Raw genomic sequence first — 23,258 nt, 5'->3', positions numbered from 1 at the left:
CTGTGATCCTTATCAGCGCTGGGCTGGTGCTCACGGCCATAGTCCTGCTCATCGCAGGGTTCGTGATGTCCCAGCCGTTCCTGGTCATGTGGTCGATCGCGGTCAGTGTGCTGTCCGCGGTCTTCCTGGTGATCGGTGCGTTGCTACGCCGCCACGAGTTGTTCCCCGCTGGCGGACGCGGCGGGGCAGCTCCGCCGCCCCCGCCGAGGGGATCGGTCCCTCCGGGGCCGCCCGTGCCGAACCAGCCCGTCATGCGGACACCGCCGCCTACGGTGCCGCACGGTGTCAGGCAGACGGTTCCCGTCGCCCCCCAGCAGGGGCCGGGCCGTACGGCGGCCGCGAGGCGGGGTCACCTCGGTGACGACGCGATCGTCCTGGTGATCCCGGGCCGTAAGCGGTACCACGTCGCCGGGTGCCGCCAGCTGGCCGGACGGGATCATGAGGAACTCACTCACGAGGAGGCGCGGGAGGAGGGCTTCACGCCCTGCACCACGTGCCTGCCCGAGTTCACCGGAGGACTCCAGCAGGGAGCCCCGCCGGAGATTCGGGAACCCGTGTCCCCTTCCCCCCGGGGGCCGGGCTCCTCCGACCGGGCGGACGCCGCAGAGGCGGGCGTCCGTGACCCGGCCGGACTCGCCTCCCACGCCGCGGTCCCGCCGGACGTCCGCGACACCCCGGTGACCCGCCCCTACGTCCAGAGTCCCTCGGCTCCAGCCGAGCAGACCCGCAGGACGGAGCCGGAGCCGGGCCCCGCGCAGCCGCCCTCGGCAGGACAGCCGGACCGGCCACAGACCGAGGAACGGGTGGTACCGCCTCGCACCGCGGAAGCACCCGCCCACCCCCAGCCTTCGCAGGCCCCCGCCCCCGGTCCCGAGAAGACAGAGGACTCAGGGGAGGCGGAGGACCCCAACGCCACCAGTTGGTTCAGCCGTGACATCGTCCGGCACCTGGTGCCCGACGACGCCTCGGCTGAGTCCAAGGAGCCCGCGACCGGCCAGGAGAAGAAGGGCGTCCCCGCCGAGGCAGGCGACCGGGAAGCGGCCGAGGCTCAGAAGGAGCCCGCGGAGCCCGCCCGGAAGACGACGTCCCCGGCCAAGGCGGCCGAGCCCTCCCAGACCGAGTCCGCTCCTGTGAAGCCCGCCTCCACGGAACCGGCCGTCACGAAGCCCGCCGACGCCGGACAGGCCCCCGCGGAGGGAACCAAGCCGGTGGAGCCGGCCGAGACCGGACCCGGGCGCGCCGGGCGGCCGGTGCCGGTCGGCTCCACCTCGGCGGCCCCCGAGCAGGTCGCCGTACCCGAGAGTCCCGCGAAGCCGGAGGCCCAGGCGCCGGACGCGAAGGAGACCGGAGAAGGCGGTGCCGCGCCGGAGAAGAAGCCGGACGCGGGCGAGCCCGAGATGGTCAAGATCATCGTCGGCACCCGCCGCTTCCACAGCCCCACCTGCCCCCTGATCAGGGGCCTGGACGCCATAAAGGGCGTCGAGGGCAGCGGCCTTGAGACCATCTCCCTTGCCGACGCCGAGGCGGCGGGCATGCGCAGCTGCTCCGTCTGCCGGCCGATCACCTGAAGAACCTGAGGGTCCCCGGAAGGCCCCGGAAGCCCCGGAAGGCATGGTCTCCCGTGAGACGGACAAGGGGGCGGGTGGCGTATGACGCCACCCGCCCCCTTGGTTTCCCGAGCCGGATCAGACGCTACGGCGGAGCTTGAAGGTCAACCCCAGGTCGGCGTCGTGGTGGACGGGGAGGTCCTCGGCTGTGCCCTCGGTGCCCTCGGTGAGGGAGTCGGCGAGGATCTCACCGGCGACCGTCGCGCCCTGGGCCCGCAGGGCCTCGGCCAGCTCGGCGTCGGCGGCCGACCACCACACCTCGATCCGGTCGGTGATGGCCAGACCGGTGGACTTGCGGGCGTCCTGGAACAGACGGATGGCGTCGCGGGTCAGGCCCGCCCGGCGCAGTTCGTCGGTGATGGCCAGGTCGAGCGCGACGGTCTCGCCGGTGCCGGTGCCGATCGCCCCGGTCTCCACCGCCCAGCCGGCCTTCGGCTGCTCGGTGACGATCACGTCCTCGGTCGTCAGCTCGACCGTGCCCAGCTCACCGGCCTCGACCGTGACGGCCGATCCGGAGCGCAGCGCGCGGGCCAGCCCGGCCGCGTCGGCCGCGCCGACGGCCGAGGCGACCAGCTTGGTCTGCGAGCCGAACCGCTTGCCCAGGGCCCGGAAGTTGGGCTTGACGGTGAAGGAGACCAGATCGGCTCCGACGGCGCCGAGGTCCTCAAGCCGCTGCACGTTCAGCTCGTCGGCGATCAGGTCGCGCAGCTCCTGGGAGAGCGCGCCCCAGCCACGGGCCCCGACCAGCGCGCGGCCGAGGGGCTGGCGGGTCTTCACCCCGCTGGAGGCACGGGCCGAACGGCCCAGCTCGACCAGGCGGCGCACCAGAGCCATCTGCTCCGACAGCTCCCCGTCGAGCAGCTCCTCCTTCACCGTGGGCCAGGTGGCCAGGTGGACGGAGGAGGGGGCCCCGGTGTCGCGGAGCACGTCCCAGACGTAGTCGGTGACGAACGGCGTCACCGGTGCCATCAGGCGGGTGACGGTCTCCAGGCACTCGTACAGCGTGGCGAACGCCGAGGTGTCGCCGGACCAGAAACGGCGGCGCGAGCGGCGTACGTACCAGTTGGACAGGTCGTCGAGGAAGTCGGCCAGCCGCCGCCCGACCCTGGCGGTGTCGAACTCCTCCATCGACGCGGTGACCTCGGCCACCGTGCGGTGCAACTCGGCCAGCGCCCAGCGGTCGATCAGCGGGCGCTCGCCGTACGGCAGGGCCTCGGGGAGCTGGGACGGCGACCAGGACTCGGCGTTGGCGTAGAGGGTGAAGAAGGAGGCGGTGTTCCAGTAGGTCAGCAGGACCTTGCGGACGATCTCCTCAAGGGCGCCGTGCCCGACCCTCCGGGCGGCCCAGGGGGAGCCGGAGCAGGCCATGTACCAGCGCAGCGCGTCGGCGCCGTGCTTGTCCATCAGCGGGATGGGCTGCAGCACGTTGCCCAGGTGCTTGCTCATCTTGCGCCCGTCCTCGGCGAGGATGAGGCCCAGACAGAGCACGTTCTCGTAGGACGACCTGCCGAAGACCAGCGTGCCGACCGCCATGAGCGAGTAGAACCAGCCACGCGTCTGGTCGGTCGCCTCGCAGATGAACTGCGCGGGGTAGGCCTGGGTGAGCATCTCCTCGTTGCGGTACGGCGCGCCCCACTGGGCGAAGGGCATGGAGCCCGAGTCGTACCAGGCGTCGATCACGTCCGGTACCCGGCGTGCCTCGGCCCCGCAGGTGGGGCAGGGCAGCGTCACGTCGTCCACGTAGGGGCGGTGCGGGTCGAGGGCGGAGACGTCCTGGCCCGCCAGTCTGCCGAGCTCCTCCATCGAGCCGACGCAGGTGATGTGGGAGTCGTCGGCCGAGCAGACCCACAGCGGCAGCGGCGTGCCCCAGTAACGTGACCGGGACAGCGCCCAGTCCACGTTGTTGCGCAGCCACTCGCCGAAGCGGCCCCACTTGATCGTCTCGGGGTACCAGTTGGTCTTCTCGTTCTCGGCGAGCATCTGGTCCTTGACCGCGGTGGTGCGGATGTACCACGCGGGCAGCGCGTAGTACAGCAGCGCGGTGTGGCAGCGCCAGCAGTGCGGGTAGCTGTGCTCGAAGTGATCGCCCCGGTACAGCAGGCCGCGTTCCCGCAGGTCGGCGGTCAGGCCCTCGTCGGCGTCCTTGAAGAACTGGCCGCCGACCTGGGGTACGTCGTCCAGGAAACGCCCGTCGGGACCGATCGGGTTGACCACGGGCAGGCCGTACCGGTTGCAGGTGGTCATGTCGTCGGCGCCGAAGGCGGGCGCCTGGTGGACCAGGCCCGTGCCGTCCTCGGTGGTGACGTAGGTGCCGAGCACCACGTAGTGCGCGCCGGGGATGTCGACCAGGTCGAAGGGGCGTGAGTAGGTGGTGTGCTCAAGGTCGCCGCCCAGGAAGGAGGCCAGCACCTCGGCGCCCTCGCCCAAAGCCGCGGTCAGCAGCGGTTCGGCGACGACCAGCACCTCGTCGGAGCCCGCGGGGCGCGCCGCGACGTAGGTCACCTCGGGGTGCACGGCCACGGCGGTGTTGGACACCAGCGTCCACGGGGTGGTGGTCCAGATCAGCAGCGAGGCGCCGAGCTCGGCCAGCGGGCCGGAGGTCGCGGGCATGCGGACGTAGACCGACGGGCTGGTCACGGTCTCGTAGCCGCCGGGCTGGCCGAGTTCGTGGTCGGACAGGCCGGTGCCGCAGCGCGGGCAGTACGGCGTGATCCGGAAGGCGCGGCTGAGGAGGCCCTTGTCGAAGATGACCTTGAGCGACCACCAGACGGACTCCACGTAGGAGGGGTCCATCGTGCGGTAGGCCTGGGAGAGGTCGATCCAGTAGCCCATGCGCTCGGTCAGCTCTTCGAAGGCGTCCACGTGCCGCAGCACCGACTCGCGGCACTTGGCGTTGAACTCGGCGATGCCGTACGCCTCGATGTCCTTCTTGCCGGACAGGCCGAGTTCCTTCTCGATGCCGACCTCGACCGGCAGGCCGTGACAGTCCCAGCCGGCCTTGCGGGGCACGTTGTAGCCGAGCATGGAGCGGTAGCGGGGGAAGAGGTCCTTGAAGACGCGGGCCTCGACGTGGTGCACGCCGGGCATGCCGTTGGCGGTCGGCGGGCCCTCGTAGAAGACCCAGTTGGGGCCGTCGGCGTTCTGCTCGACCGAGCGCTCGAAGACCTTGCCGTCCCGCCAGCGGCCGAGCACCTCGTGTTCGAGCGCGGGCAGATCGACCTGCGCGGGAAGAGAGCGGAAATAGGCGGACATGACCGGGCTGGACCTCCACGCTGGTGCTGGCAGTGGCGTGGAGGGACGAGACCGTACGGCCCCGCGGTACCACCCTCCTTGACCTTCGCGAGAAGGCCCTCTTCCTTTGAGTCTGCTGCCGGTTCTACTGGGCGGCGCCGTTCGCGCGGCCGTTCCTCCGGCGGCTCAGGGGTGATCTTCCCTCCGGGCATCGCCCCGGGCTCGCACCGTCCCCGGGTCGCTCGTGCGAGGGGCTCGGAGGTACTCGTCCCCATCAACGCCTTGCAGGCTCACACCCTAACGTACGTCCCCGCGCGAAACTTCCCGATTTTCTCCTGCGATGTCAAGGCGCGGGCGGAATCCGGTGAGGGGGACCGGATGTTACGGGAGTGGTAAACATCCCGGCGGGTCGTTTGCCGTTCCGTTATGGGGGACCTAAGCTGCCCGCACCGTTTACCACACCGGATACGGTCCGATCGAGCAAGGAGGCCGCCATGGCCGCGACCGTACGCGCGGACGAGAGCGCGGTAGCCCCGTCGGGGAACGGCGGCACCGTCACCTGGACGGCCGAGGAGCTCGCCGAGGTCCGCACGAGGCTGAGCGTGGAGATCGACGAGCTGAACGAGGAGATCCTCAAGGCCGAGAGCGAGATCGCCTCGGGTGACGTCACGGACGGAGCCGGGGACGATCAGGCGGACGCGGGCGCCCGGACGTATGAGCGGGAACGTGAGATCGCCCTTACCCTGAATTCGCGCGACCTGGTCGCGCAGAACGAACGGGCGATCGCCCGGATCGACGCAGGGACCTACGGAGTGTGCGAATCGTGCCACAAGCCGATCGGCAAGGAGCGTCTTCAGGCGTTCCCGAGGGCGACGCTGTGCGTGGCCTGCAAGCAGCGGGAGGAGCGGCGCTGACGGGAGAGGCCGCCGGCTCGCGGACGCCTCCGCCCAGGAGGCGGCGTGTCGCGCTGCTGGCGGCTCTCGCGGTGGTCGTCTACGGCCTTGACCTGGCGACGAAGACGGCCGTGCTGCGGACCCTGGAGGGCAAGGACCCGCTCGTGCTGATCCCCGGGCTGCTGCAGTTCCGGGTGATCTTCAACGCGGGGGCCGCGTTCAGCATCGGCACCGGCATGACCATCGTCTTCACGATCATCGCGGCCGGCGTCGTGGTGGCCATCCTGCGTACCGCGCGCAAGCTGCGCAGCCTGCCGTGGGCCGTCACACTCGGCCTGATGCTCGGCGGGGCGCTGGGCAATCTGACCGACCGGCTCTTCCGTGCTCCCGGCGGGCTGCAGGGGCACGTCGTCGACTTCGTCGAGGTCTTCCCCAGCCATTTCCCGGTGTTCAACGTCGCGGACTCGGCGATCGTCTGCGGCGGGATCCTGGCGGTCTTCCTCGCCTGGCGCGGCTACCAGCTCGACGGCACGCGCGACGGCGGGCAGGAGACGGCGCCGGAGACCCACAAGGCCGAGGAAGGTTCCCAGGACAGGGCGGAGAGCAGGAATGATGGCTGAACAGCGGAGTCTTCCCGTCCCCGACGGGCTTGAGGGCGAACGCCTCGACGCGGCCCTGTCCCGGCTGTTCGGGCTGTCGCGCACCCGTGCGGCGGAGCTGATCGTCGACGGGGACGTGCTGGTCGACGGCTCGCCCGCGGCCAAGTCCGACCGGGTCCACGCCGGCGCGTGGCTGGACGTCACACTCCCGCCCCCGCCGAGCGCGCCCACCCCGGTCGCCGAGCCGGTCCCCGGAATGACGATCGTCTACGAGGACGACGACATCGTCGTGGTCAACAAGCCGATCGGGGTGGCCGCCCACCCGACCACGGGCTGGACCGGGCCGACCGTGATCGGCGGCCTGCTCGGCACCGGGCACCGGGTCGCGACCAGCGGCGCCGCCGAACGTCAGGGCATCGTGCACCGCCTGGACGCCAACACCACCGGTGCGATGGTCGTGGCCAAGAGCGAGCACGCCTACTCACGGCTGAAGCGGGCCTTCAAGGAGCGCACCGTGGACAAGCGCTACCACACGCTGGTCCAGGGGCACCCCGACCCGCTGCGCGGCACCGTCGACGCGCCGATCGACCGCCACCCGGCGGGGGACGGCCGTTTCGCGGTCGTGGCGGGTGGCAAGGACTCGGTCACCCACTACGACACGATCGAGGCCTTCCGGGCCGCCTCGCTGCTCGACATCAAGCTGGAGACCGGGCGGACCCACCAGATCAGGGTCCACATGTCGGCGCTGCGCCATCCGTGCGTCGGCGACATGATGTACGGCGCCGACCCCACGCTGGCCGCGCGGCTCGGTGTCTCCCGCCAGTGGCTGCACGCCGTCTCCCTGGCCTTCGAACACCCCGTCACGGGCGAGTGGATGACCTTCACCACCGACTATCCCGACGATCTCGCGCACGCGTTGAAGGTCGTCGGCGAAGAGTCCCGGTAGCCAGGTAGGGGTCAGGAGAGCACGGCGAGGGCGTTCAGGGCGTCGCCCGGGGCCACCTCGCCCACCGGCTCCTGCTCCTGGTCGTCCTCGGGGGCAGGCTCCTGAGTGTCCTGGCCGCCTTCCTCGGGCGGACCGGCCTCCTGCCCCTCGTCCCCACTCTTGTCTGGTTTGTCATCCTTTGGGGGCTTTTCTTTCTTTGGGGGATCGGGGGACTCGCTCGGCTTCGGCTTCTCGGTCCTCTCGGGCTTCTCCGGGCTCTGTGGGTTCTGTGGCTTCTCGGGCGGCGCCTCGGGGACGGTACGGCGGTCGTCGCTCTCCTGCGTCCGCTCGGGGGCGGGGTCCTTCCTGGCCGGAAGCCGTGCCTGCTCCGGCTTCGTCGCGGGGGTGCGCCCGCTCGGAGAGACCCCGGCCGGGGTGACCGGTCCCCGGGTCGCCGGGGGAACGGAGTTCATGGCGACCCAGGCCGCCGCGCTCGCGCTGGCGGCGACCGCGAGCGCCGCCGCGGCCACGACCGCCGCCCCTCTCCGCGGTCTCCGGGGGGCAGGAGGGCCGGACGCGGCCGCCTGTCCGGTCACGGCCACGCCCACGGGCCCGGCCACCGGTCCGGTCTCCGGCGGTGAGGACGGTGAGGGCGGTGAAGGCGGCGCGGGGACGGGCAGGTCGATCGGCATCGTCTCCTGCGGGGCGATCCCGTTCACGATGGAGCGCAGGCCGACCTGCACCTCCTCGGCGGACATCCGCTCGGCGGGGTCCTTGCGAAGCAGTCCGTGGATCACCGGCCCGAGCGGCCCGGAGAGCCGCATCGGGGCGGGTTCCTCGTGCATGACCGCGCTGAGGGTGGCCAGCGGGTGGGCGCGTTCGAAGGGGGAGCGTCCCTCGACCGCCACGTAGAGCGTCACCCCGAGTGACCACAGGTCGGAGGCGAACACCGCAGGTCCTCCGCCCGCCCGTTCCGGCGCGATGAACGCCGGGGTGCCGATCAGGGCGCCCGTCCTGGTGACGGAGGAGTCTCCTTCGAGCACCGCGATGCCGAAGTCGGTCAGCACGGCCCGGCCGTCCCTGGCCAGCAGTACGTTGTCCGGTTTGACGTCGCGGTGCAGCACACCCGCGTGACCGGCGGCCACCAGCGCCCCGAGCACGTCGAGCCCGACGCGGGCCGCCCTGCAGGCGGGCAGCGGCCCGTCCTCACGGACCACCGCCCCGAGCGTCCTGGACTCGACGAGCTGCATGACGATCCACGGCCGTCCGCGCTCCTCGATCACGTCGTAGACCGTCGCGACGCCGGGATGGCCGATCCTGCCCGCGGCCCGTGCCTCCCTGAGCGTCCTGATCGTGAAGACCTCACGCTCCGGGCCGGTCAGGTCGGGAGAGGGGATGACCTCCTTGACCGCGACGTCACGGCCGAGTACCTCGTCCTTCGCCCGCCAGACCGTGCCCATTCCCCCGCGGCCGATGGGTTCGATCAGCCGGTAACGCGTGCCGATGACCTCTCCAGAGTCGGACATGGGCCTCGTCTACCCGTGATGTGTCCCGGTATTCAGGATGAACTACGCAGATCACCGCAATAGTTGGCGCCGGGGGTCGCCGTCACGCTCCGGGTACGGTTCCCGCTCAGCCGATCAGCCACCGCAGCGCCGCGGTGACGACGGCCGCACCGGCGAGCACCACCAGGAAGGGCGCGCGCAGCAGCAGCGCGACGACGGCGGCGCCCAGCCCGGCGGTGCGCGGCCAGTCCAGATACAGCGACTGACCGTGGGCGAACATCTGCACCGCGATCAGCGCGGCGAGCAGCGCGACCGGGACCAGAGCGGCGAAACGCTGCACCCTGGGGTGGTCGAGCAGCCTGCGCGGCGCGGAGATTCCGGCCAGCTTCAGCGCGTAGCACCCCGCGCAGGTGGCGATCACGGCCCACCACACGGCACTCATCGGGGCCTCCTCAGGGTCACCGCGAGTACGGCGGTCGCGGCGATCAGCACGGGAACCCCGGGCGGGGCGAAGGGGGTCACGGCCAGCGCGATCGCGGCGCCCGTCCCCGCGACCAGTCGTAGCGCGCCGGTCTCCCGGCCGCCGCCGGTGAGCCTGGGCCACAGGATCGCCAGGAAGGTCGCGGGCCCGACCACGTCGAGGCCGAGCAGCGCGGGATCGGCCACCCAGGAGGTGCCCGCCGCGCCGAGCAGGGTGGTGAGGTTCCAGGTCAGGTAGAGGCTGGCGAACGTGACGAGGAAGCCCGTCCTGGCCGACTCCTCGTCGGGCTGGGCCAGGGCGACCGCCGTCGTCTCGTCGATCACGCCGTGGGCGGTGACGAACCTGGCACCGCCCCTGGCGCCGAGCACGTCGGCCATGCGCAGGCCGTACAGGCTGTTGCGGGCTCCCAGCAGCAGGGCGCCCGCGGTGCCCGCGACGAGGTTGCCGCCGCCCGCGATGACGCCCGCCAGGGCGAACTGTGAGGCTCCGGTGAAGGCGAACAGGCTCAGCACGCATGCCTGGGCGACGCTCAGCCCCGCGGTGACCGCGCTGGCGCCGAACGCGACGCCGGACAGCCCGACCGCGATCCCCACCCCCAGTCCGTCCCTTGTCGCTGAGGAACGAGTGGATATTTCCATGATGGTGAGGTTATGTGGAGTTTTCTGCCTCGGTCTTGTACGTTCCTGCACGTTGGTAGGCGGCCGGAGGGACACCGACGACCCGCTTGAAATGCCTGGTCAGATGCGCCTGGTCGGTGAAACCGACGTCCGCGGCGACCTGGGCCGCGGGTACCCCGGCGTCGAGCAGGCCACGCGCCCGGCTGACCCGCAGCGTGTTCAGGTAGGCGTGCGGCGGCAGCCCGGTGACCGCCTTGAAGGCCCTGATCAGCCCGAACGGCTTCGCCTTCACGGCCAGCGCCAGGTCCTCGATCGTGGGCGGATCGATGAGTCTCTCGTGCAGGATCTCCCGCGCGAGCCGTACGGCCAGGTCGTTGCCGACGGAGCGCGTCTCCGGCGGACGCCGGGCGGCGTGCAGGCGCAGCAGCGTGCCGAAGGCCGTACGGGCCAGCGTCGAGGAGGCCAGGCTGTCGCCGCGCTCGGCGGCGTCGTGCGCCCTCCTGAGCAGCGCGGCACCGCGCGCGCTGGAGACGACGGGTTCGGGGAAGTACGGCGTGCCCCGCCCGGCGAGCAGTTCCTCGGCGATCCCGGACAGGACCTCGACGGAGGGGTAGAGCATCCGGTACGCCCAGCCGTCCGGCTCACCCGCGTGACCGTTGTGCGCCTGGTCGGGGTCGACCAGCACCACGCTTCCCGCGCCCGCGCGGTGCCGGGCGCCCCGATAGTCGAACTCCTCGATCCCGGTCAGGATCACCCCGATCGCGTAGCCCGCGTGGGCGTGCCGGGTGAACCGATGGGTCACGTATCTCGCCTTGAGCAGATCGACCCCGGGCAGCGCCGGATTGCGCCAGAAGCGTGCCGCCTCCAGGCTTCCGCTCCCCGGCTCCAGCCCCGTCTCCGTCTCCAAGGACCGCGGTCGTGTCTCCAGTGGTGTCTCCCGGCCCGACCCCCGGCCGGTCACGGACGGAAGGTCTCGGTGAACCTGTCGAAGAACGCCCGGTCCCACTCGGACTCAGGACTCTCCCAGTAGATCGCGTAAGGACGGCCCGTGATCGTGTGGAACCCCCGGTCCAGGACGTGTGTCCGGACGCCGTTCTTCAGGTAGGTGAACTCCCAGTCGGCCGCCTCCACACCACGGTATCGCAGCGGGGTTATGCCGATGCGTTCGTAGCCCGGCCAGAGCTTCTTGACCACGCGGTCCTTCTCAAGGTTCTCCCAGTGTTTGACCGGGTCCTTCTCCGGATCGGCGGTCGACTCGATCCACAGCAGGGCGGACGAGCCGGGCCTCCTGAACTCCACCCGGTCACGCCCGGAGAAGCGCTTGCTCGTCCAGCCGCGCGGCAGGGCGACGGTGAAGCCCATCACCGGGTCCTTGTAGTACTGCCAGCCCTCGGGCAGCCTGGACGGGCGCACCGTTGGGGAGGCGGTGGGGGACGGGCGCGGGCTCTTCGACGGCTTGGCGGACGGAATCGACGGGGCGGAGGTGGCGGGGGGCGTCGGGGTCGCGGTCCGGCCGGCGCCGAAATTGTCCGCCAGCAGCCACCCTCCGGCGCCGAACCCCGCGACCAGTACCGGTATCCCCACGATCAGAACCGCCCGCCGTACGGCCGGCCGTCGCGGGGACGTCTGCGAGCCGGGCGCGGCACGCCTGCCCCGCCGTCTGCCGGGCCCCTGGTGGGCCGGTTCGGTGCCGTGGGGGAGGCCGGGAAGGGGGCCGCCGAACGGGTTTTCGGGCAGCGGGTGTCCGCCCTGGCCGTGCGAGGACGGATCGCCGGGATGAGCCTGGCCACCCGGGTGATAGGCCTGGAAGGGGTCGTTGGGGTAGGACGGCCGCCCGACCCGGGTCGCGTCGTCACGGTAGGGGGAATGTGCCGGATCTCCCGGGTATGGCGCCTGCCCGGCGGACGACGGGTCGCCGTGAGAGGCCCCGGCCTGGCCGGTGTGCCACGAGGCCGCCTGTCCCGGCCCCACCGGCTGCCCGGCCGGCTGCCCGGTCCACGGGGAGGCGTCCCACGGGGCCGCGCCCGGCCGCGTTCCCGGCTGGGGTCCTGGTTGCGGCATCGGTTGCGGGCCGGGCTGGAGTGCCGCCTGCCGCCAGGGCTCGCCGCCGTGGCGAGGATCGGCTGTGTGCCCTCCCGCGTACGGGCCCTCGTTCGGGTGCGGGAAGGCGCCGTTGCCGGTGTGGGGCGCCTGCGCCGGGTGGGGGCGGCCGTGCCGGGGGGCCGGGCCCGCCTGGGGAAGGCGGTCGTCCGTACCCGCCGCGGCCCCCGGGGCCTCGGTGCAGGCGCGGGTGAGCAGCGCCTCGGCCGCGTCGGCGGTCAGCCGGGCCGCGGGCTCCCTGGCCATCAGGCCGAGGATCGCCGAGACGAGGGAGCCGGTGTGCGACATGGGGCTCGGCTCGCCGTTCAGGACCGCCATCATGGTCGCCGCGGCCGTCGGCCGTTCGAACGGCGGACGTCCCTCAAGCGCCGCGTACAGCGTCGCCCCCAGCGACCACAGGTCCGACTCGGGGGTGGCGGGCATGCCGTGCAGCCGCTCCGGGGGCAGGAAGGCCGGGGTGCCGACCATCCCCCCGGTGCGGGTGATCCCGGTCTCCTGGGTCATCGAGGCGATGCCGAAGTCGGTCAGCACCACCCGGCCGTCATCGGCGAGCAGCACGTTCTCCGGCTTGACGTCCCGGTGCAGCACCCCGGCCGTGTGCGCGGCCCGCAGCGCGCCGAGCACCTGCAGCCCGACCTCGGCGACCCGCGACGGGGGCAGCGGCCCACCCCGGCGCACCACCTCGCCCATGGAGCGCGAACGGACCAGCTGCATGACGATCCAGGGCCTGCCCTCCTCCTCGACCACGTCGTGCACGATGATCACAGAGGGGTGGTCGAGCCGTCCGGCGCTCCTGGCCTCCCGGATCGTCCGCCGGTTCAGGTCGGCCCGCGCGGCCTCGTCGATCCCGCGGTAACGAACCTCCTTGACCGCCACGACCCGGTCGAGAAGCTCGTCGTGGGAACGCCAGACGACGCCCATCCCGCCTTCGCCGATGGGTTCGAGCAGGCGGTACCGGCCCGCGACCTTCCGTTCGGTCATTCTCTCCAGCCCCTCCCAAACCCACGCATCGTAGCCGGTCGGGAGGCTCGCCTACTTTTTCGAGGAGAAGGTCTCCGTGAATCCCTTGAAGAGGGCGAGGTTCTTGTCCCACTCGTCGGCCATGGTGTGCCAGTAGATGGCGTAACCCCTGCCGCCCTCGGTCACGAAGCCCCGGTCGATCACCCGCGCCTTACCGGCGCTCGTGTCCCAGGTGAACTCCCAGTCGGCGGCCTTCTTCATGTAGTCGACCTTCTCGATCCGGATGCGCTTGTAACCGTTGAAGTTGCCCCTGCTGTAGCGCTCCTGGTCCTCCCAGTCCTTCTTCGGGTCGGAGTTGGGAGTGTTGGTGTACTCGATCAGCAGGTAGCTCACCCGGTCGGGGCCGCGGAACCACACCGAAGGGCCGGAGCGCCTGTCGACGTCCCACCCCTTGGGCAGGCCGACGGAGAACCCGTTGGAGTCCTTGTGCGTGCGCCAGCCCTCGGGAAGCCCGGAGTCCTTCTCCTTGTCTTCCTTCTTCTTGTCGTCCTCATCGTCTTCGTCGTCCTTGGTGGGACTCTCGACGGGGCTGGGACTCGCGCTCTGGGAGGGGGAGCGTTCGGAGATCGGCTCGGTGGTCGTCTCCGCGGGCCGGTCGGCCGCCCCCACGGTCTCACTCGACTCACTCGTCCTGGGCTCCGGCAGCCCGACCTCCCTGCCGTAGCGCATTCCGAGATAACCCGCGACGAGCACGATGATCACCAGTACGGGCACCAGCAGCAGCGACCACCGCCGCAGCGGTGGCATGGAGTCCCAGCTCCAGGAGGGCTTCCCCGTCCCGGAGGGCGACGTGGGGAAGAACTCCGCCGCCGAGGGCGGCGGAGTGACGGGCGGAACGGCGGGGGGAGCGGAGGAGGGCTCAGGCCGCGAGACGGGGACCGGCGGCCGTACCGGTGCGGGCTCACGTCTGGCCGAGGGCTTGGAGAGCGGCGGCTGAGCCACCTTCCCGGCCTGGGCACGCGGCGGCGCCGGAGTCGCGGAAACCGGCTTCGCGGCGGGCTTCGGCGTGACCTTCCGCGTCGCGGCGGCCTGCTGGGCCTGCTGCGAAGCCTTCGGCACGGCCTGCCGCGGGGCATTCTGGGCGGGTTCGGCGGCCGGTTTCCGCGCTCCCTGCGCGGCGGCTCCCTGCCCCGTGCCGGAGGGCCGGTCCCTGCGCGCCTGTGTCGGAGGCTCCTCCGCGGGGGAGGCCGGGGCGGGCGCGGCGGAGCCCAGCTTCAGCCCCGTCGCGGGCACCCCCTCCGGGCGGTACCGGATGTCCGGATCGGTCTCGGCACCCGCCTCACCCGCGACGGCGGGCATGACGGTCGTCCTCGCGGGCTGCCGCCGTTCCTGAGGCCCCTCGGCCACCTGGCGCAGCAGCCGGGCCGCCTCGTCGTAGGACATCCGCAGCTCGGGGTCCTTGCGCAGCAGCCCCTCAAGCACGGGCGCCAGTGGCCCGGCGTGGACGGGGGGCTCCGGCTCGTCGTTCAGCACCGCGTGCATGGTCGGCAGCGCCCCGCCCCGATCGTGCGGGGGCTTGCCCTCCACGGCGGCGTACAGCGTCGCCCCGAGGGACCACAGGTCTGACTCGCGTTGCGCGGTGCCGGTCTTGATCCGCTCCGGCGGGATGAACGCGGGCGTGCCCGCGATCCCCGTCATGGTCAGCGCGGTCTCCGTCTCCAGAGTCGCGATGCCGAAGTCGGTCAGGACCACCCGGCCGTCGTCGGCCAGCAGCACGTTCTCCGGCTTGACGTCCCGGTGCAGCACCCCCTGGGCGTGGGCGGCGCGCAGCGCCTCAAGCACCTGCGACCCGATCTCCGCCACCCGCCGGTACGGCAGCGGCCCCTCCTGGCGCAGCACCTTGCCGAGCGAGCGGGACTCGACCAGCTGCATGACGATCCAGGGCCTGCCGTCCTCCTCGACCACGTCGTGGACGACGACCACGTTCGGATGCGTCAGCCGTCCCGCCGCCCTGGCCTCCCGCTTGGTGCGGCGGTTGAAGTCCTCCTGGCTGTCCTCGCCGAGCATGTCGGCGTAGCGGACCTCCTTGACGGCGACCTCACGGTCGAGGAACTCGTCGTGCGCCCGCCAGACGATGCCCATGCCACCACGGCCGATGGGTTCGAGCAGGTGGTAACGGGAGGCGACGCGACGTCCCTCAGGCTGTGCTTCGGCCATCGATCGCACCTCCCCCTCTCTTGGCCCCTTTCCGGAACCACCGAATACTCTCATAGGCCGAGGAGGGTGATCGACTCTCCGGAGATCTGGATCTCCCTCCCCCCTGCAGCCCCCTGGCCTGCGAGTGGCGCCTGGGGCGAGGATGCCCTATCGTCGTTTTCATGACGTTCTACTTCGTGTTTACCGAGCCGGCTCCGGGGAGCCGGTCGTGACAGCGTGACGTAGCGACCGTTCGGAGCCGGCACCAGGCAGAGACAAGGTCTCTGCCTTTTTTGTTTCTTACGATTCGCCGGCCCGGGGATGCGTGCCGGCTGAGCATGGGAGCCGAGATGTCGTTGACCGCAGACCTGGAGCGAAACCTGGAACGCGGAGCCGTACGGGTGGGGACGCTCAGCGTGGGAGCGGGACCGGCCGTGGTGATCGGCGGAGAGGGTGCCGACGCCCGCTGGATCAGCCTGCGCGACCACCACGGGCGGGTGCCCGCGGCCCAGACCGTGGCCGAGGCACGCGCCGGGTGGTCCGGGCCGCTGCTGGTCGAGCCCTTCTCCGCGGCCGATCTGCCGGAGATCGCGGCCCACGCCGACGGGATCGTGATCGGTGCGGCATGGATGCAGGACTTCCAGCTGGTCAGGGCGGTGGCCAGACTCGGGCTCCCGGTGCTCGTGCAGCGGGGACCCGCCGCGACCCTCCAGGAGTGGCTGGCCATCGCCGACTACTGCGTGGCCGAGGGCAACGACCAGGTGGTGCTGTGCGAGAGCGGCAGCCGTACGCACCAGGCGGACACGACCCTGGACCTGGCCCTGATGCGGGCGGCGCGGCGGACTTCGGGCCGCCCGGTGCTGGTCGGCCTCGGCGAGGACCCCTCGCTGGCCGCGGCGGCGGTCGCCGCGGGGGCCGACGGCCTCCTGCTCGACCCCGGCGCTCCGGAACAGGCCGCCCTGGACGCCGGGGAGGTCGCGCGGATCGTCGGCGTGGTCGTCCGCAGGGAGACGCCGGGCTCGGTGCCCGAGGCGCGTGGCGCCATCGACCGGGTGGACGCCGTCCTGGCCGTCCTGCTGGAACGGCGCGCCGAACTGGCGGGGACCATCCAGCGGCTCAAGCCCGTCGGCGGCTTCGCGGGGCGCGACATGGACCGTGAGCGCCGTCTCGTCGCCGAGATGGCCCGCCGCGCCCCCACCCTCGGTGAGGAGCGCCTGGCCCCCATCATGAACGCCGTCATCGAGGCGGGGCTCCACCTCGCCGAGGAACGCGCCGGGACGCGCCGGGACTGACCGGGACTCACGGCTCAGGCGCGGGACGGAGGGCGAGACGGCGGCGGGCGGTCGCGGTGAGGCGGATCAGGCGGGCGGTCTCCTCGGTGAGGATCTCGCGGCCGCGCTCCGTCAGATCGTAGTAACGGCGGTGACGGCCGTCGACGACCTCCTCGCCCGCCATGGTCACCAGACCGTCCGTGGCCAGCCGGTCCAGGGCGCCGTACAGCGTGCCCGCGCCGAGCCGTACCCGTTCCTCGGACAGTTCCCGCACCGTCTTGGTCACGCCGTATCCGTGCAGAGGCCCCTGTGAGAGGGCCAGCAGGATCAGATAGCTCTGCTCGCGTAAGCCCACGGTCGATATATATCGTGCAACGTACTATTGATCAAGAGGTGTTCCGGTGGAACGGCGTGAGCCGACGATCCGCCACCCGGCGGCGATCCCGGCGACCAGCAGCGGGACGCAGAAGAAGGCCACCCGCTGGTCGGCGTCGGCGAACGGCATCAGCAGCACCACCAGGCCGAGGAAGGCCAGACTGCCCCAGCCCGTGTACGGCGCGCCCGGCATCCGGAAGGAGGGGCGCACGAGCAGGCCCTTCCCGGCCGCCTCACGCAGGCGGATCTGGCACAGCAGCAGGGTTCCCCAGGTGGTGACGACGCCGAGGGAGGCGACCGCGGTCGCGATGTTGAAGGCGCGCTCCGGAACGAAGTAGTAGAGGACGACCCCGGCCACGAACACGCTCGCCGTGATGAGGATGCCCCCGTAGGGGACGTGGCGGGAGCCGATCCGGCCCGCGAACGCCGGGGCCTCGCCCTTGACGGCCATGGCCCGCAGGATGCGCCCCGTGGAGTACAGGCCGGAGTTGCACGACGACAGGGCCGCGGTGATCACGATGAGGTTCATGACGTCGGCGGCCCAGGGGGCGCCGAGAGCGGCGAAGACCGTCACGAACGGCGACTGGCCGGGGCCGTACGCGGTCCACGGCAGGACCATGGCCAGCAGCAGCACCGAGCCGACGTAGAAGATCGCGATCCGCCAGATCACACCGTTGATCGCCCTCGGGATGACCTGCCTGGCGTTCTTCGTCTCACCGGCGGCGATGCCGACCAGCTCGATCGCGGAGTAGGCGAAGATCACCGACTGCATGCTCATCAGGACCACGGGGAAGCCGTTGGGGAAGAAGCCCTTGTGCGCGACGAGGTTGCCCAGGCCCGCGGTGCCGCCGCCCAGCGAGGTGCCGAAGGCGACCAGGGCCAGGGCGACGACCAGGAAGGCGCAGATGGCCAGGACCTTGAGCATGGCGAACCAGAACTCGAGCTCGCCGAAGAGCCGTACCGACAGCAGGTTGACGACCAGCACGGACGCCAGCGCGATGAGCGCGGTGAGCCAGCGGGGGAAGTGCGGGGCCCACAGTCCCACGTAGGTGGAGATGGCGGTCAGTTCGGCGATGCCGGTGAAGGCCCAGTTGACCCAGTACATCCAGCCACTGGCGAAGGCGGCCCACGGGCCCAGGAAGTCGCCCGCGTACTCGACGAACGACCCGGAGGACGGTTTGTAGAGCACCAGTTCGCCCAGGGCCCGCATGACGAAGAAGGCCACGAGCCCGCAGGCGGCGTACGACAGCACAAGGGCGGGACCGGCCGCCTGCAGCCGCCCGCCCGCCCCGAGGAAGAGGCCGACGCCGATCGCGCCGCCGATCGCGATCATCTGCACCTGGCGATTGCCGAGCGCGTGGACGTAGCCCTCGTCCGTCTTCATGGGTCCCCCCGCCAGTCACCAGGAAACGACGTTACGGACAGTATCCAATCGTCGCTCAGGGTGTTCGCGCCGGGTGCCCCGAAGGCCGGAGAAGGACGCCGGCCTCCCCTCGCTCTCACGTTCTGCGCGAGGGTTTCCGGGAGGTCAGTCTTTCGCGGAGGGCCCGGCGCTCTCCTCCCGGTCCTCCGGGGAGAACAGGAGGGTGGGCTCGGAGAGGATGTCCCGGCCCGTCTCGCTGCGGTAGATCACGTCGACACTGCCGAAACGGGCCGTGGAGTAGTCGAATCCGAGCAGGGCCGAGGCCTGGCGGACCGCGGCCTCGTCCGGCCCCTCGACCTCGACGAAGGTCGGCAGGCCGGGCCAGGTGTCGATGTCGAAGACGACGTCGCCGAGTTTCCACTCCTCCCGGTAGTTCTCCTGGTAGCGGGCCTCCCGGAGGCCGAGACGCCGCAGGATCTCGGCCATGGCCCGCGCGTCGCCCACCTCGGTCTCGACCTCGACGGTGCCGTCGATGACGGTGGCGTCCGTGACCTGCTTGAGCGTGAGGGTCGAACGGCCCCCCTCGTCGCGCAGCCGGAGCCACTGGCCGTCGCCGAAGACGTCGCTCTCGAAGATCTTCCTGGTCAGGAGGGTGCGGGGGAACACCTGGACGGCCCCCAGGGAGATCAACCTGGTCCGGAGGTCGGCGACTTCGACGGACAGGAACGTGGCCTCGTACTCGTGCTTCATGGTCTCTTTCCTCCGGTGTCGGTCGTCCGGACGCGCGGGTCCTTGCGGCAGGCGGTCCGATGGGGCTCGCCCGGGGAACCCGTCCGTCCTCAAGATCAGCAGGATCTCACGGCCAGGGGAGGGCGGAGTGACTCCAGACCGGGTGCCGGACGTCGCGTGGATCCGATGGTCCCGGCGGTTTCCTCTGGCTCTCCTGGCCCTCCTGGCCGGAGGTAAACGGTGAAGTACGGGGCGGGGCCGTGTCACCACGTATACGTGTTTTCCTTTTCCCGTCGTGCACCGATTGCACGGTGGGATTCTTCGATTTTGACCGGGCGGAATATTCGGGAGGAGAAAGCGGATTCCTCTGCCCCTCGCGGCTTCTCTGGCTTCGAGGAGAGGCCGCCGCTCGGTGCGCGGTCCCGGACGCCGTGGGAGGTGCGCATCGCCGCCCGCGCCGACGATGCGGGGCCACCCGTGGCGAACCGGTGACCGGCCACGAGGCGGTGGCATCCGTTTCGCCCGCCACGGCATTCGGCCAGACACGCGACGAGTCGCGGGCGGACCGGTACGCGGTCGTTCGGCGGCGATTGTCATTCCTGAGAACGAACGTCGATTCGTCCGGAAAGGGGAGGCCCCGGGGCGGTGATTTTGTGATCGTGATGAGGTCGTGTTCCCGGTTCCGAGGAGATGGTGAATGGCGGCCTTCATGAGGCGTCGTGGGGTTGTGATCGTTGGGCTTGGGCTGAGCGCCGCGCTCGTGGCGGGCGCCGCCCTGCCCGCGCAGGCGGCGGGGCCGCCGGAGTCCGGCCCGGTGGCGCCGCAGGGTCTCGATCGCGAGGGACTGGAGGCGACCCTCAACGCGGTCCGTGACGCGGGCATGTACGGCCTCTACTCCAGCGTCCGGAACGGCAGGCAGGCGTGGGACGGGGCGGCCGGGGTCGCCGACGTGGAAACCGGCAGACCGGTACGGCCGGGCATGCGCCACCGGGTCGGCAGCATCACCAAGACCTTCACCGCGGTCGCGATCCTCCAGCAGGCCGGGAAGGGGCGCCTCGACCTGGACGCGCCCGTCGCGCGTCATCTGCCGAGGCTGCTTCCCGCCGACCTCGGGCGGAGGGTCACGGTGCGGATGCTGCTCAACCACACCAGTGGCATCGGCGACTACGTCCTGGGCGCCTTCCCCTCCCTGGCCCAGGGGTCGGCCGCGAGCCTGGACGAGGGGCGCTTCCGTTCCATCGCGCCGGCGGAACTGGTGAGGCTCGGCCTGCAGGCCCAGCCGACGGGGGAGCCCGGGGAGCGCTGGTCCTACTCCAACACGAACTACGTCATCGCGGGGCTGTTGCTGGAGGCGGTGACCGGCGAACCGGCGCAGCGGTACATCACCCGTGAGGTCATCCACAGGGCCGGGCTGCGCGAGACCTCCTTCCCCCGCACGCCGGTCATCCCCGGGCCGCACTCCAAGGCCTACGAGTCGCTCTACGGGCTCATCGACCCGCCGCGTGACTACAGCGTCTACGACATGTCGTGGGCGTACACCGCGGGCGCCGTCGTCTCGACGACCGGCGACCTCGACCGGTTCTACCGGGCGCTGCTCGAAGGCAGGCTGCTGCCCAAGGCCCAGCTCGCCCAGATGCAGACCACGGTGCCCGTCACCGACGGTCAGGGCAACGTCCTGGTGAACTACGGTCTGGGCGTCTACGCCCAGGATCTGCCCTGCGGCCGGTTCTGGGGCCACGACGGAGGGGTCTTCGGCATGGGCACCTTCTCCCTGTCCAGCCAGGACGGCCGCCGCCAGATCTCCCTCGGGATCAACCTGATGAAGTACCAGCGCCTCGACGCCCAGGGGATTCCGCAGCAGCATCCGATCGACCAGGCGCTCGGTGATCACATGCTGCGGGCGCTGTGCGGTCCCGGTGCCGCCCTGGCCCGGGGAACGGCCCTGGTGCCCTTCCCGACCCAGCAGGTCTTGGTCAAGAGGTAGGCCTTCGGGGCCGTCCCGCGCGGGGACGGCCCCGGGGCCCCTCAGCGGGCCCGGTGGCCGGGACCGGGCCGGTGATGTCGCTGCCGCCGGTGCGGCTGTTGCTGCCGCTGCTGGTGGCGGGGTTTCCTCCAGTGGGCCCTGCCGCCCCGGTAGCCGTGGTCGGCGCCGAGGCTGTGCCGTTCGTCCGGCTCCCCGGCGTCCTGCCCGTCCGCCCCGCCATCCCCGTCACCGCCCCCGTTCCGGCCGTCGCGTTTCTTCTCGGCCTCCAGCAGTTTGTCCATGCCCGGGGTGTATCCACCACCGAAGCGTGACATGTCCGGGTGGTGGAAGGAGGACGCCTCGACGTCGCGCAGGGCGGCCTCCATGGAGGAGACCCAGATGGGGCCCGGCAGGGAGGCGCCCTGCACCTGCCCGTAGTACTCGCCGCCGATCGTCACGTCACGCAGCGGGTAGCGGTAGGCGCCCCTGATGTCGCCGACACTGACCGCGGCGGCCAGGTCGGGGGTGTATCCGGCGAACCAGGCGGAGGTGTAGCCGTTGTTCGTGCCGGTCTTGCCCGCCGCGTCGCGCCCGATGTCCTGTCCCGTCATGGTTCCCTTGCTGAACACCCCGGACAGCACGTGGTTGACCGCGTCGGCCACGTCACGCTCGATCGCCTGCACACAGCTCGGCGGCACCGGGACGTGCGTGCCGTCCCGTTCGACGATGTCGACGATCGCCATCGGCCTGCAGTAACGGCCCCGCGCGCCGAACGCGGCGAACGCCGCCGCGACCGTCACCGGGTCCATCTCGTTGACCCCGAGCGTGAAGGTCGGCACCTCGCGCAGCGGCGTGCCGTCGGCGCGGACCACGCCGAGCGCCTTGGCGGTCTTGACCACCTGGCACAGGCCGACCCGGCGCTCCAGCATCATGTAGAAGATGTTCACCGACTTCCAGGTGCCCGTCGAGATGCTCTGCGGTCCGCCGCTGCCCTCGCCGCTGGCGTTGAAGATCTGGCTGCGCGGGTCGTTCACCCGGTGTCCCCGGCAGTCGAAGTAGCCCCCCGAGGGCACGAACCTGCCCGGCGTCATGAAGCCGTCGTCGAAGCGCCAGCCCCTGGCCAGGGCGGTCGCCAGGGTGAACGCCTTGAAGGTCGACCCCGCCTGGAAGCCCTGCCCGCCGCCGTGCGCCATGTCCGCCGGGAGGTTGTAGGTGGTGCTCGGGCCGTTCCTGGCGTTGCCCGAGTTGACGCCGTACCTCTTGCTGGCCGTCATCGCCCTGATCCGGCCGGTTCCCGGCTCGACCATCGCCTCCGCGGCGACCTCGGTGTCCTTCGGCGAGACGTGGGAGGAGACGGCGTGCTGCGCGGCCCGCTGGGCCGTCGGGTCGAGGGTGGTGCGCAGCACGATGCCGCCCCTGGCCAGCAGCCGTTCCCGCGCGGCCCTGGTGGGGCCGAAGGCGGGGTTGGTCACCAGTTCCTTGTGGACGTAGAGGCAGAAGTAGGGGTAGGCGCTCCCGGCGCATCCGCCGGGCTCGGGCCGCATGCGGATGTCCAGCGGGGTGCGTTTGACCGCCTCGGCCTGCGCCACCGGGATGTCGCCGAGCTGGGCCATCCGGTCGAGCACGATGTCCCTGCGCTCCCGCAGGCGGTGCCTGCGCTGCGGGCCGAGAGAGGGGTCGGTCGAGTACGGCGTCCGCACCGCCCCCGCCAGCGTCGCCGCCTGCTTCAGGGTCAGGTCGGCGGCCGAGACGGAGAAGAACCGCTGGGCGGCCGCCTCGACCCCGAAGGCCCCGGCGCCGAAGTAGGCGATGTTGAGATAACGCTCCAGGATCTCCGCCTTGGAGTACTTGTCCTCCATGGCCAGCGCGTAGCGCAGCTCGGTGATCTTGCGTCTGAGGCTCGGCTCGCGGGCCCTGTCCCGTTCGGCGTCGGTCTCGGCGCTCTCGACCAGGATGTTCTTGACCAGCTGCTGGGTGAGGGAGGAGCCGCCCTGCCGTACGCCGCCCGCCTGGGTGTTGGTCACCAGGGCCCGCAGGGTCCCCTTGATGTCCAGGCCCGCGTGCTCGTAGAAGCGGGAGTCCTCGATCGCCACGATCGCCTGGCGCATGGCCGGGGCGACCTGGTCGAGCTTAACGATCTTCCGGTTCTCCGTGTAGAACTGGGCGAACTGCTTGCCGTTCCTGTCCAGGAGGATCGTCCGCTCGGGGAGCGGGTCCTCCCTCGGGCTGGGGGGCAGGTCGATGAACAGGTGTGTGACCGTGTTGGTGGTGATGCCCGCGCCGCCGACCGCCGGCAGGGCGATGGCCGCGACCAGGAGCCCGCCGAGCACGCCGCAGGCCGTCAGACCCCACAGGCACCCGGCGAGCCCGCGTCTCACCTCGGATGATCGAAATGTCACAGACAGTAACGTGCGGCCGGACGGGCTGGGGCAAACGCCCGGCC

At 71.4% G+C, this 23,258-nt stretch carries 17 protein-coding genes; 6 read left to right on the top strand and 11 right to left on the bottom strand.

Annotated features, from left to right (window positions below; genetic code table 11):
- Window positions 1–2 precede the first annotated feature (2 nt).
- Complete coding sequence (locus ACFOYY_RS13670) at window positions 3–1,568, top strand: hypothetical protein (RefSeq protein WP_362778553.1); 1,566 nt, start codon at window positions 3–5, stop codon at window positions 1,566–1,568.
- A gap of 117 nt (window positions 1,569–1,685) precedes the next feature.
- On the opposite strand, the gene ileS is transcribed toward ACFOYY_RS13670, so the two are convergent.
- Window positions 1,686–4,859 carry an isoleucine--tRNA ligase gene (gene ileS / locus ACFOYY_RS13665; protein WP_386189968.1) on the bottom strand — a complete coding sequence of 1,058 codons (3,174 nt, stop codon included), beginning with the start codon at window positions 4,857–4,859 and terminating at the stop codon, window positions 1,686–1,688.
- 473 nt (window positions 4,860–5,332) lie between these two features.
- Between ileS and ACFOYY_RS13660 the strand changes: the two genes are divergently transcribed.
- Genes ACFOYY_RS13660 through ACFOYY_RS13650 form a run of 3 tightly spaced genes read left to right on the top strand, consistent with a single transcriptional unit; the run spans window position 5,333 to window position 7,276 of the window.
- Complete coding sequence (locus tag ACFOYY_RS13660; protein WP_352009011.1) at window positions 5,333–5,752, top strand: TraR/DksA family transcriptional regulator; 420 nt, start codon at window positions 5,333–5,335, stop codon at window positions 5,750–5,752.
- Window positions 5,716–6,351, top strand: a complete 636-nt coding sequence (lspA, locus tag ACFOYY_RS13655) for a signal peptidase II (RefSeq protein ID WP_362778548.1) — start codon at window positions 5,716–5,718, stop codon at window positions 6,349–6,351. The genes ACFOYY_RS13660 and lspA overlap by 37 nt, the downstream gene beginning before the upstream one ends.
- Window positions 6,344–7,276 carry an RluA family pseudouridine synthase gene (locus ACFOYY_RS13650; RefSeq protein ID WP_352009460.1) on the top strand — a complete coding sequence of 311 codons (933 nt, stop codon included), beginning with the start codon at window positions 6,344–6,346 and terminating at the stop codon, window positions 7,274–7,276. The genes lspA and ACFOYY_RS13650 overlap by 8 nt, the downstream gene beginning before the upstream one ends.
- 11 nt (window positions 7,277–7,287) lie before the next feature.
- Here the strand turns inward: ACFOYY_RS13650 and ACFOYY_RS13645 are convergent, their stop codons facing one another.
- The 6 genes from ACFOYY_RS13645 to ACFOYY_RS13620 form a co-directional block, all read right to left on the bottom strand.
- Complete coding sequence (locus ACFOYY_RS13645; RefSeq protein ID WP_386189967.1) at window positions 7,288–8,781, bottom strand: serine/threonine-protein kinase; 1,494 nt, start codon at window positions 8,779–8,781, stop codon at window positions 7,288–7,290.
- Window positions 8,782–8,887: 106 nt separating this feature from the next.
- Entirely contained in the window at window positions 8,888–9,202 is a 315-nt protein-coding gene (locus ACFOYY_RS13640) for an AzlD domain-containing protein (RefSeq protein ID WP_352009014.1), read from the bottom strand.
- The gene (locus ACFOYY_RS13635; protein ID WP_352009015.1) at window positions 9,199–9,879 is read right to left on the bottom strand and encodes an AzlC family ABC transporter permease; all 681 of its coding nucleotides are present in this window, start codon (window positions 9,877–9,879) and stop codon (window positions 9,199–9,201) included. Before ACFOYY_RS13635 ends, ACFOYY_RS13640 begins: the two co-directional genes overlap by 4 nt.
- Before the next feature lie 10 nt (window positions 9,880–9,889).
- Entirely contained in the window at window positions 9,890–10,765 is an 876-nt protein-coding gene (locus ACFOYY_RS13630; protein ID WP_352009016.1) for an AraC family transcriptional regulator, read from the bottom strand.
- A gap of 50 nt (window positions 10,766–10,815) precedes the next feature.
- Entirely contained in the window at window positions 10,816–12,939 is a 2,124-nt protein-coding gene (locus ACFOYY_RS13625) for a serine/threonine-protein kinase (protein ID WP_386189966.1), read from the bottom strand.
- A 51-nt stretch (window positions 12,940–12,990) separates the two neighbouring features.
- Window positions 12,991–15,135: a serine/threonine-protein kinase gene (locus ACFOYY_RS13620; RefSeq protein WP_386189965.1), complete on the bottom strand. Its 2,145-nt coding sequence runs from the start codon at window positions 15,133–15,135 to the stop codon at window positions 12,991–12,993.
- Window positions 15,136–15,464: 329 nt separating this feature from the next.
- On the opposite strand from ACFOYY_RS13620, the gene ACFOYY_RS13615 reads away from it, so the two are divergent.
- Window positions 15,465–16,406 carry a chorismate mutase gene (locus tag ACFOYY_RS13615; protein WP_386189964.1) on the top strand — a complete coding sequence of 314 codons (942 nt, stop codon included), beginning with the start codon at window positions 15,465–15,467 and terminating at the stop codon, window positions 16,404–16,406.
- A 7-nt stretch (window positions 16,407–16,413) separates the two neighbouring features.
- On the opposite strand, the gene ACFOYY_RS13610 is transcribed toward ACFOYY_RS13615, so the two are convergent.
- The 3 genes from ACFOYY_RS13610 to ACFOYY_RS13600 all read right to left on the bottom strand — a co-directional run bounded on the left by ACFOYY_RS13610 (window position 16,414) and on the right by ACFOYY_RS13600 (window position 18,873).
- Window positions 16,414–16,740, bottom strand: coding sequence for a PadR family transcriptional regulator (locus tag ACFOYY_RS13610; protein WP_352009020.1), 327 nt, complete (start codon window positions 16,738–16,740; stop codon window positions 16,414–16,416).
- Between the two features lie 24 nt (window positions 16,741–16,764).
- On the bottom strand, window positions 16,765–18,144 hold the full coding sequence (locus ACFOYY_RS13605; protein WP_352009021.1) for an amino acid permease: 1,380 nt from the start codon (window positions 18,142–18,144) through the stop codon (window positions 16,765–16,767).
- A 144-nt stretch (window positions 18,145–18,288) separates the two neighbouring features.
- Window positions 18,289–18,873, bottom strand: coding sequence for a class IV adenylate cyclase (locus ACFOYY_RS13600; RefSeq protein WP_386189963.1), 585 nt, complete (start codon window positions 18,871–18,873; stop codon window positions 18,289–18,291).
- A gap of 706 nt (window positions 18,874–19,579) precedes the next feature.
- Here ACFOYY_RS13600 and ACFOYY_RS13595 point away from each other — a divergent pair.
- The gene (locus ACFOYY_RS13595; protein WP_386189962.1) at window positions 19,580–20,836 is read left to right on the top strand and encodes a serine hydrolase domain-containing protein; all 1,257 of its coding nucleotides are present in this window, start codon (window positions 19,580–19,582) and stop codon (window positions 20,834–20,836) included.
- A 41-nt stretch (window positions 20,837–20,877) separates the two neighbouring features.
- Here ACFOYY_RS13595 and ACFOYY_RS13590 read toward each other — a convergent pair whose 3' ends face one another.
- Window positions 20,878–23,214 (bottom strand): transglycosylase domain-containing protein, encoded by a 2,337-nt coding sequence (locus ACFOYY_RS13590; RefSeq protein ID WP_386189961.1) that lies wholly within the window; start codon window positions 23,212–23,214, stop codon window positions 20,878–20,880.
- Window positions 23,215–23,258: the final 44 nt, after the last annotated feature.

Origin of the sequence: Streptosporangium jomthongense (assembly GCF_042650425.1) — a bacterium.
GTDB lineage: Bacteria > Actinomycetota > Actinomycetes > Streptosporangiales > Streptosporangiaceae > Streptosporangium.
This window is presented reverse-complemented; position numbering and strand designations above follow the sequence as displayed.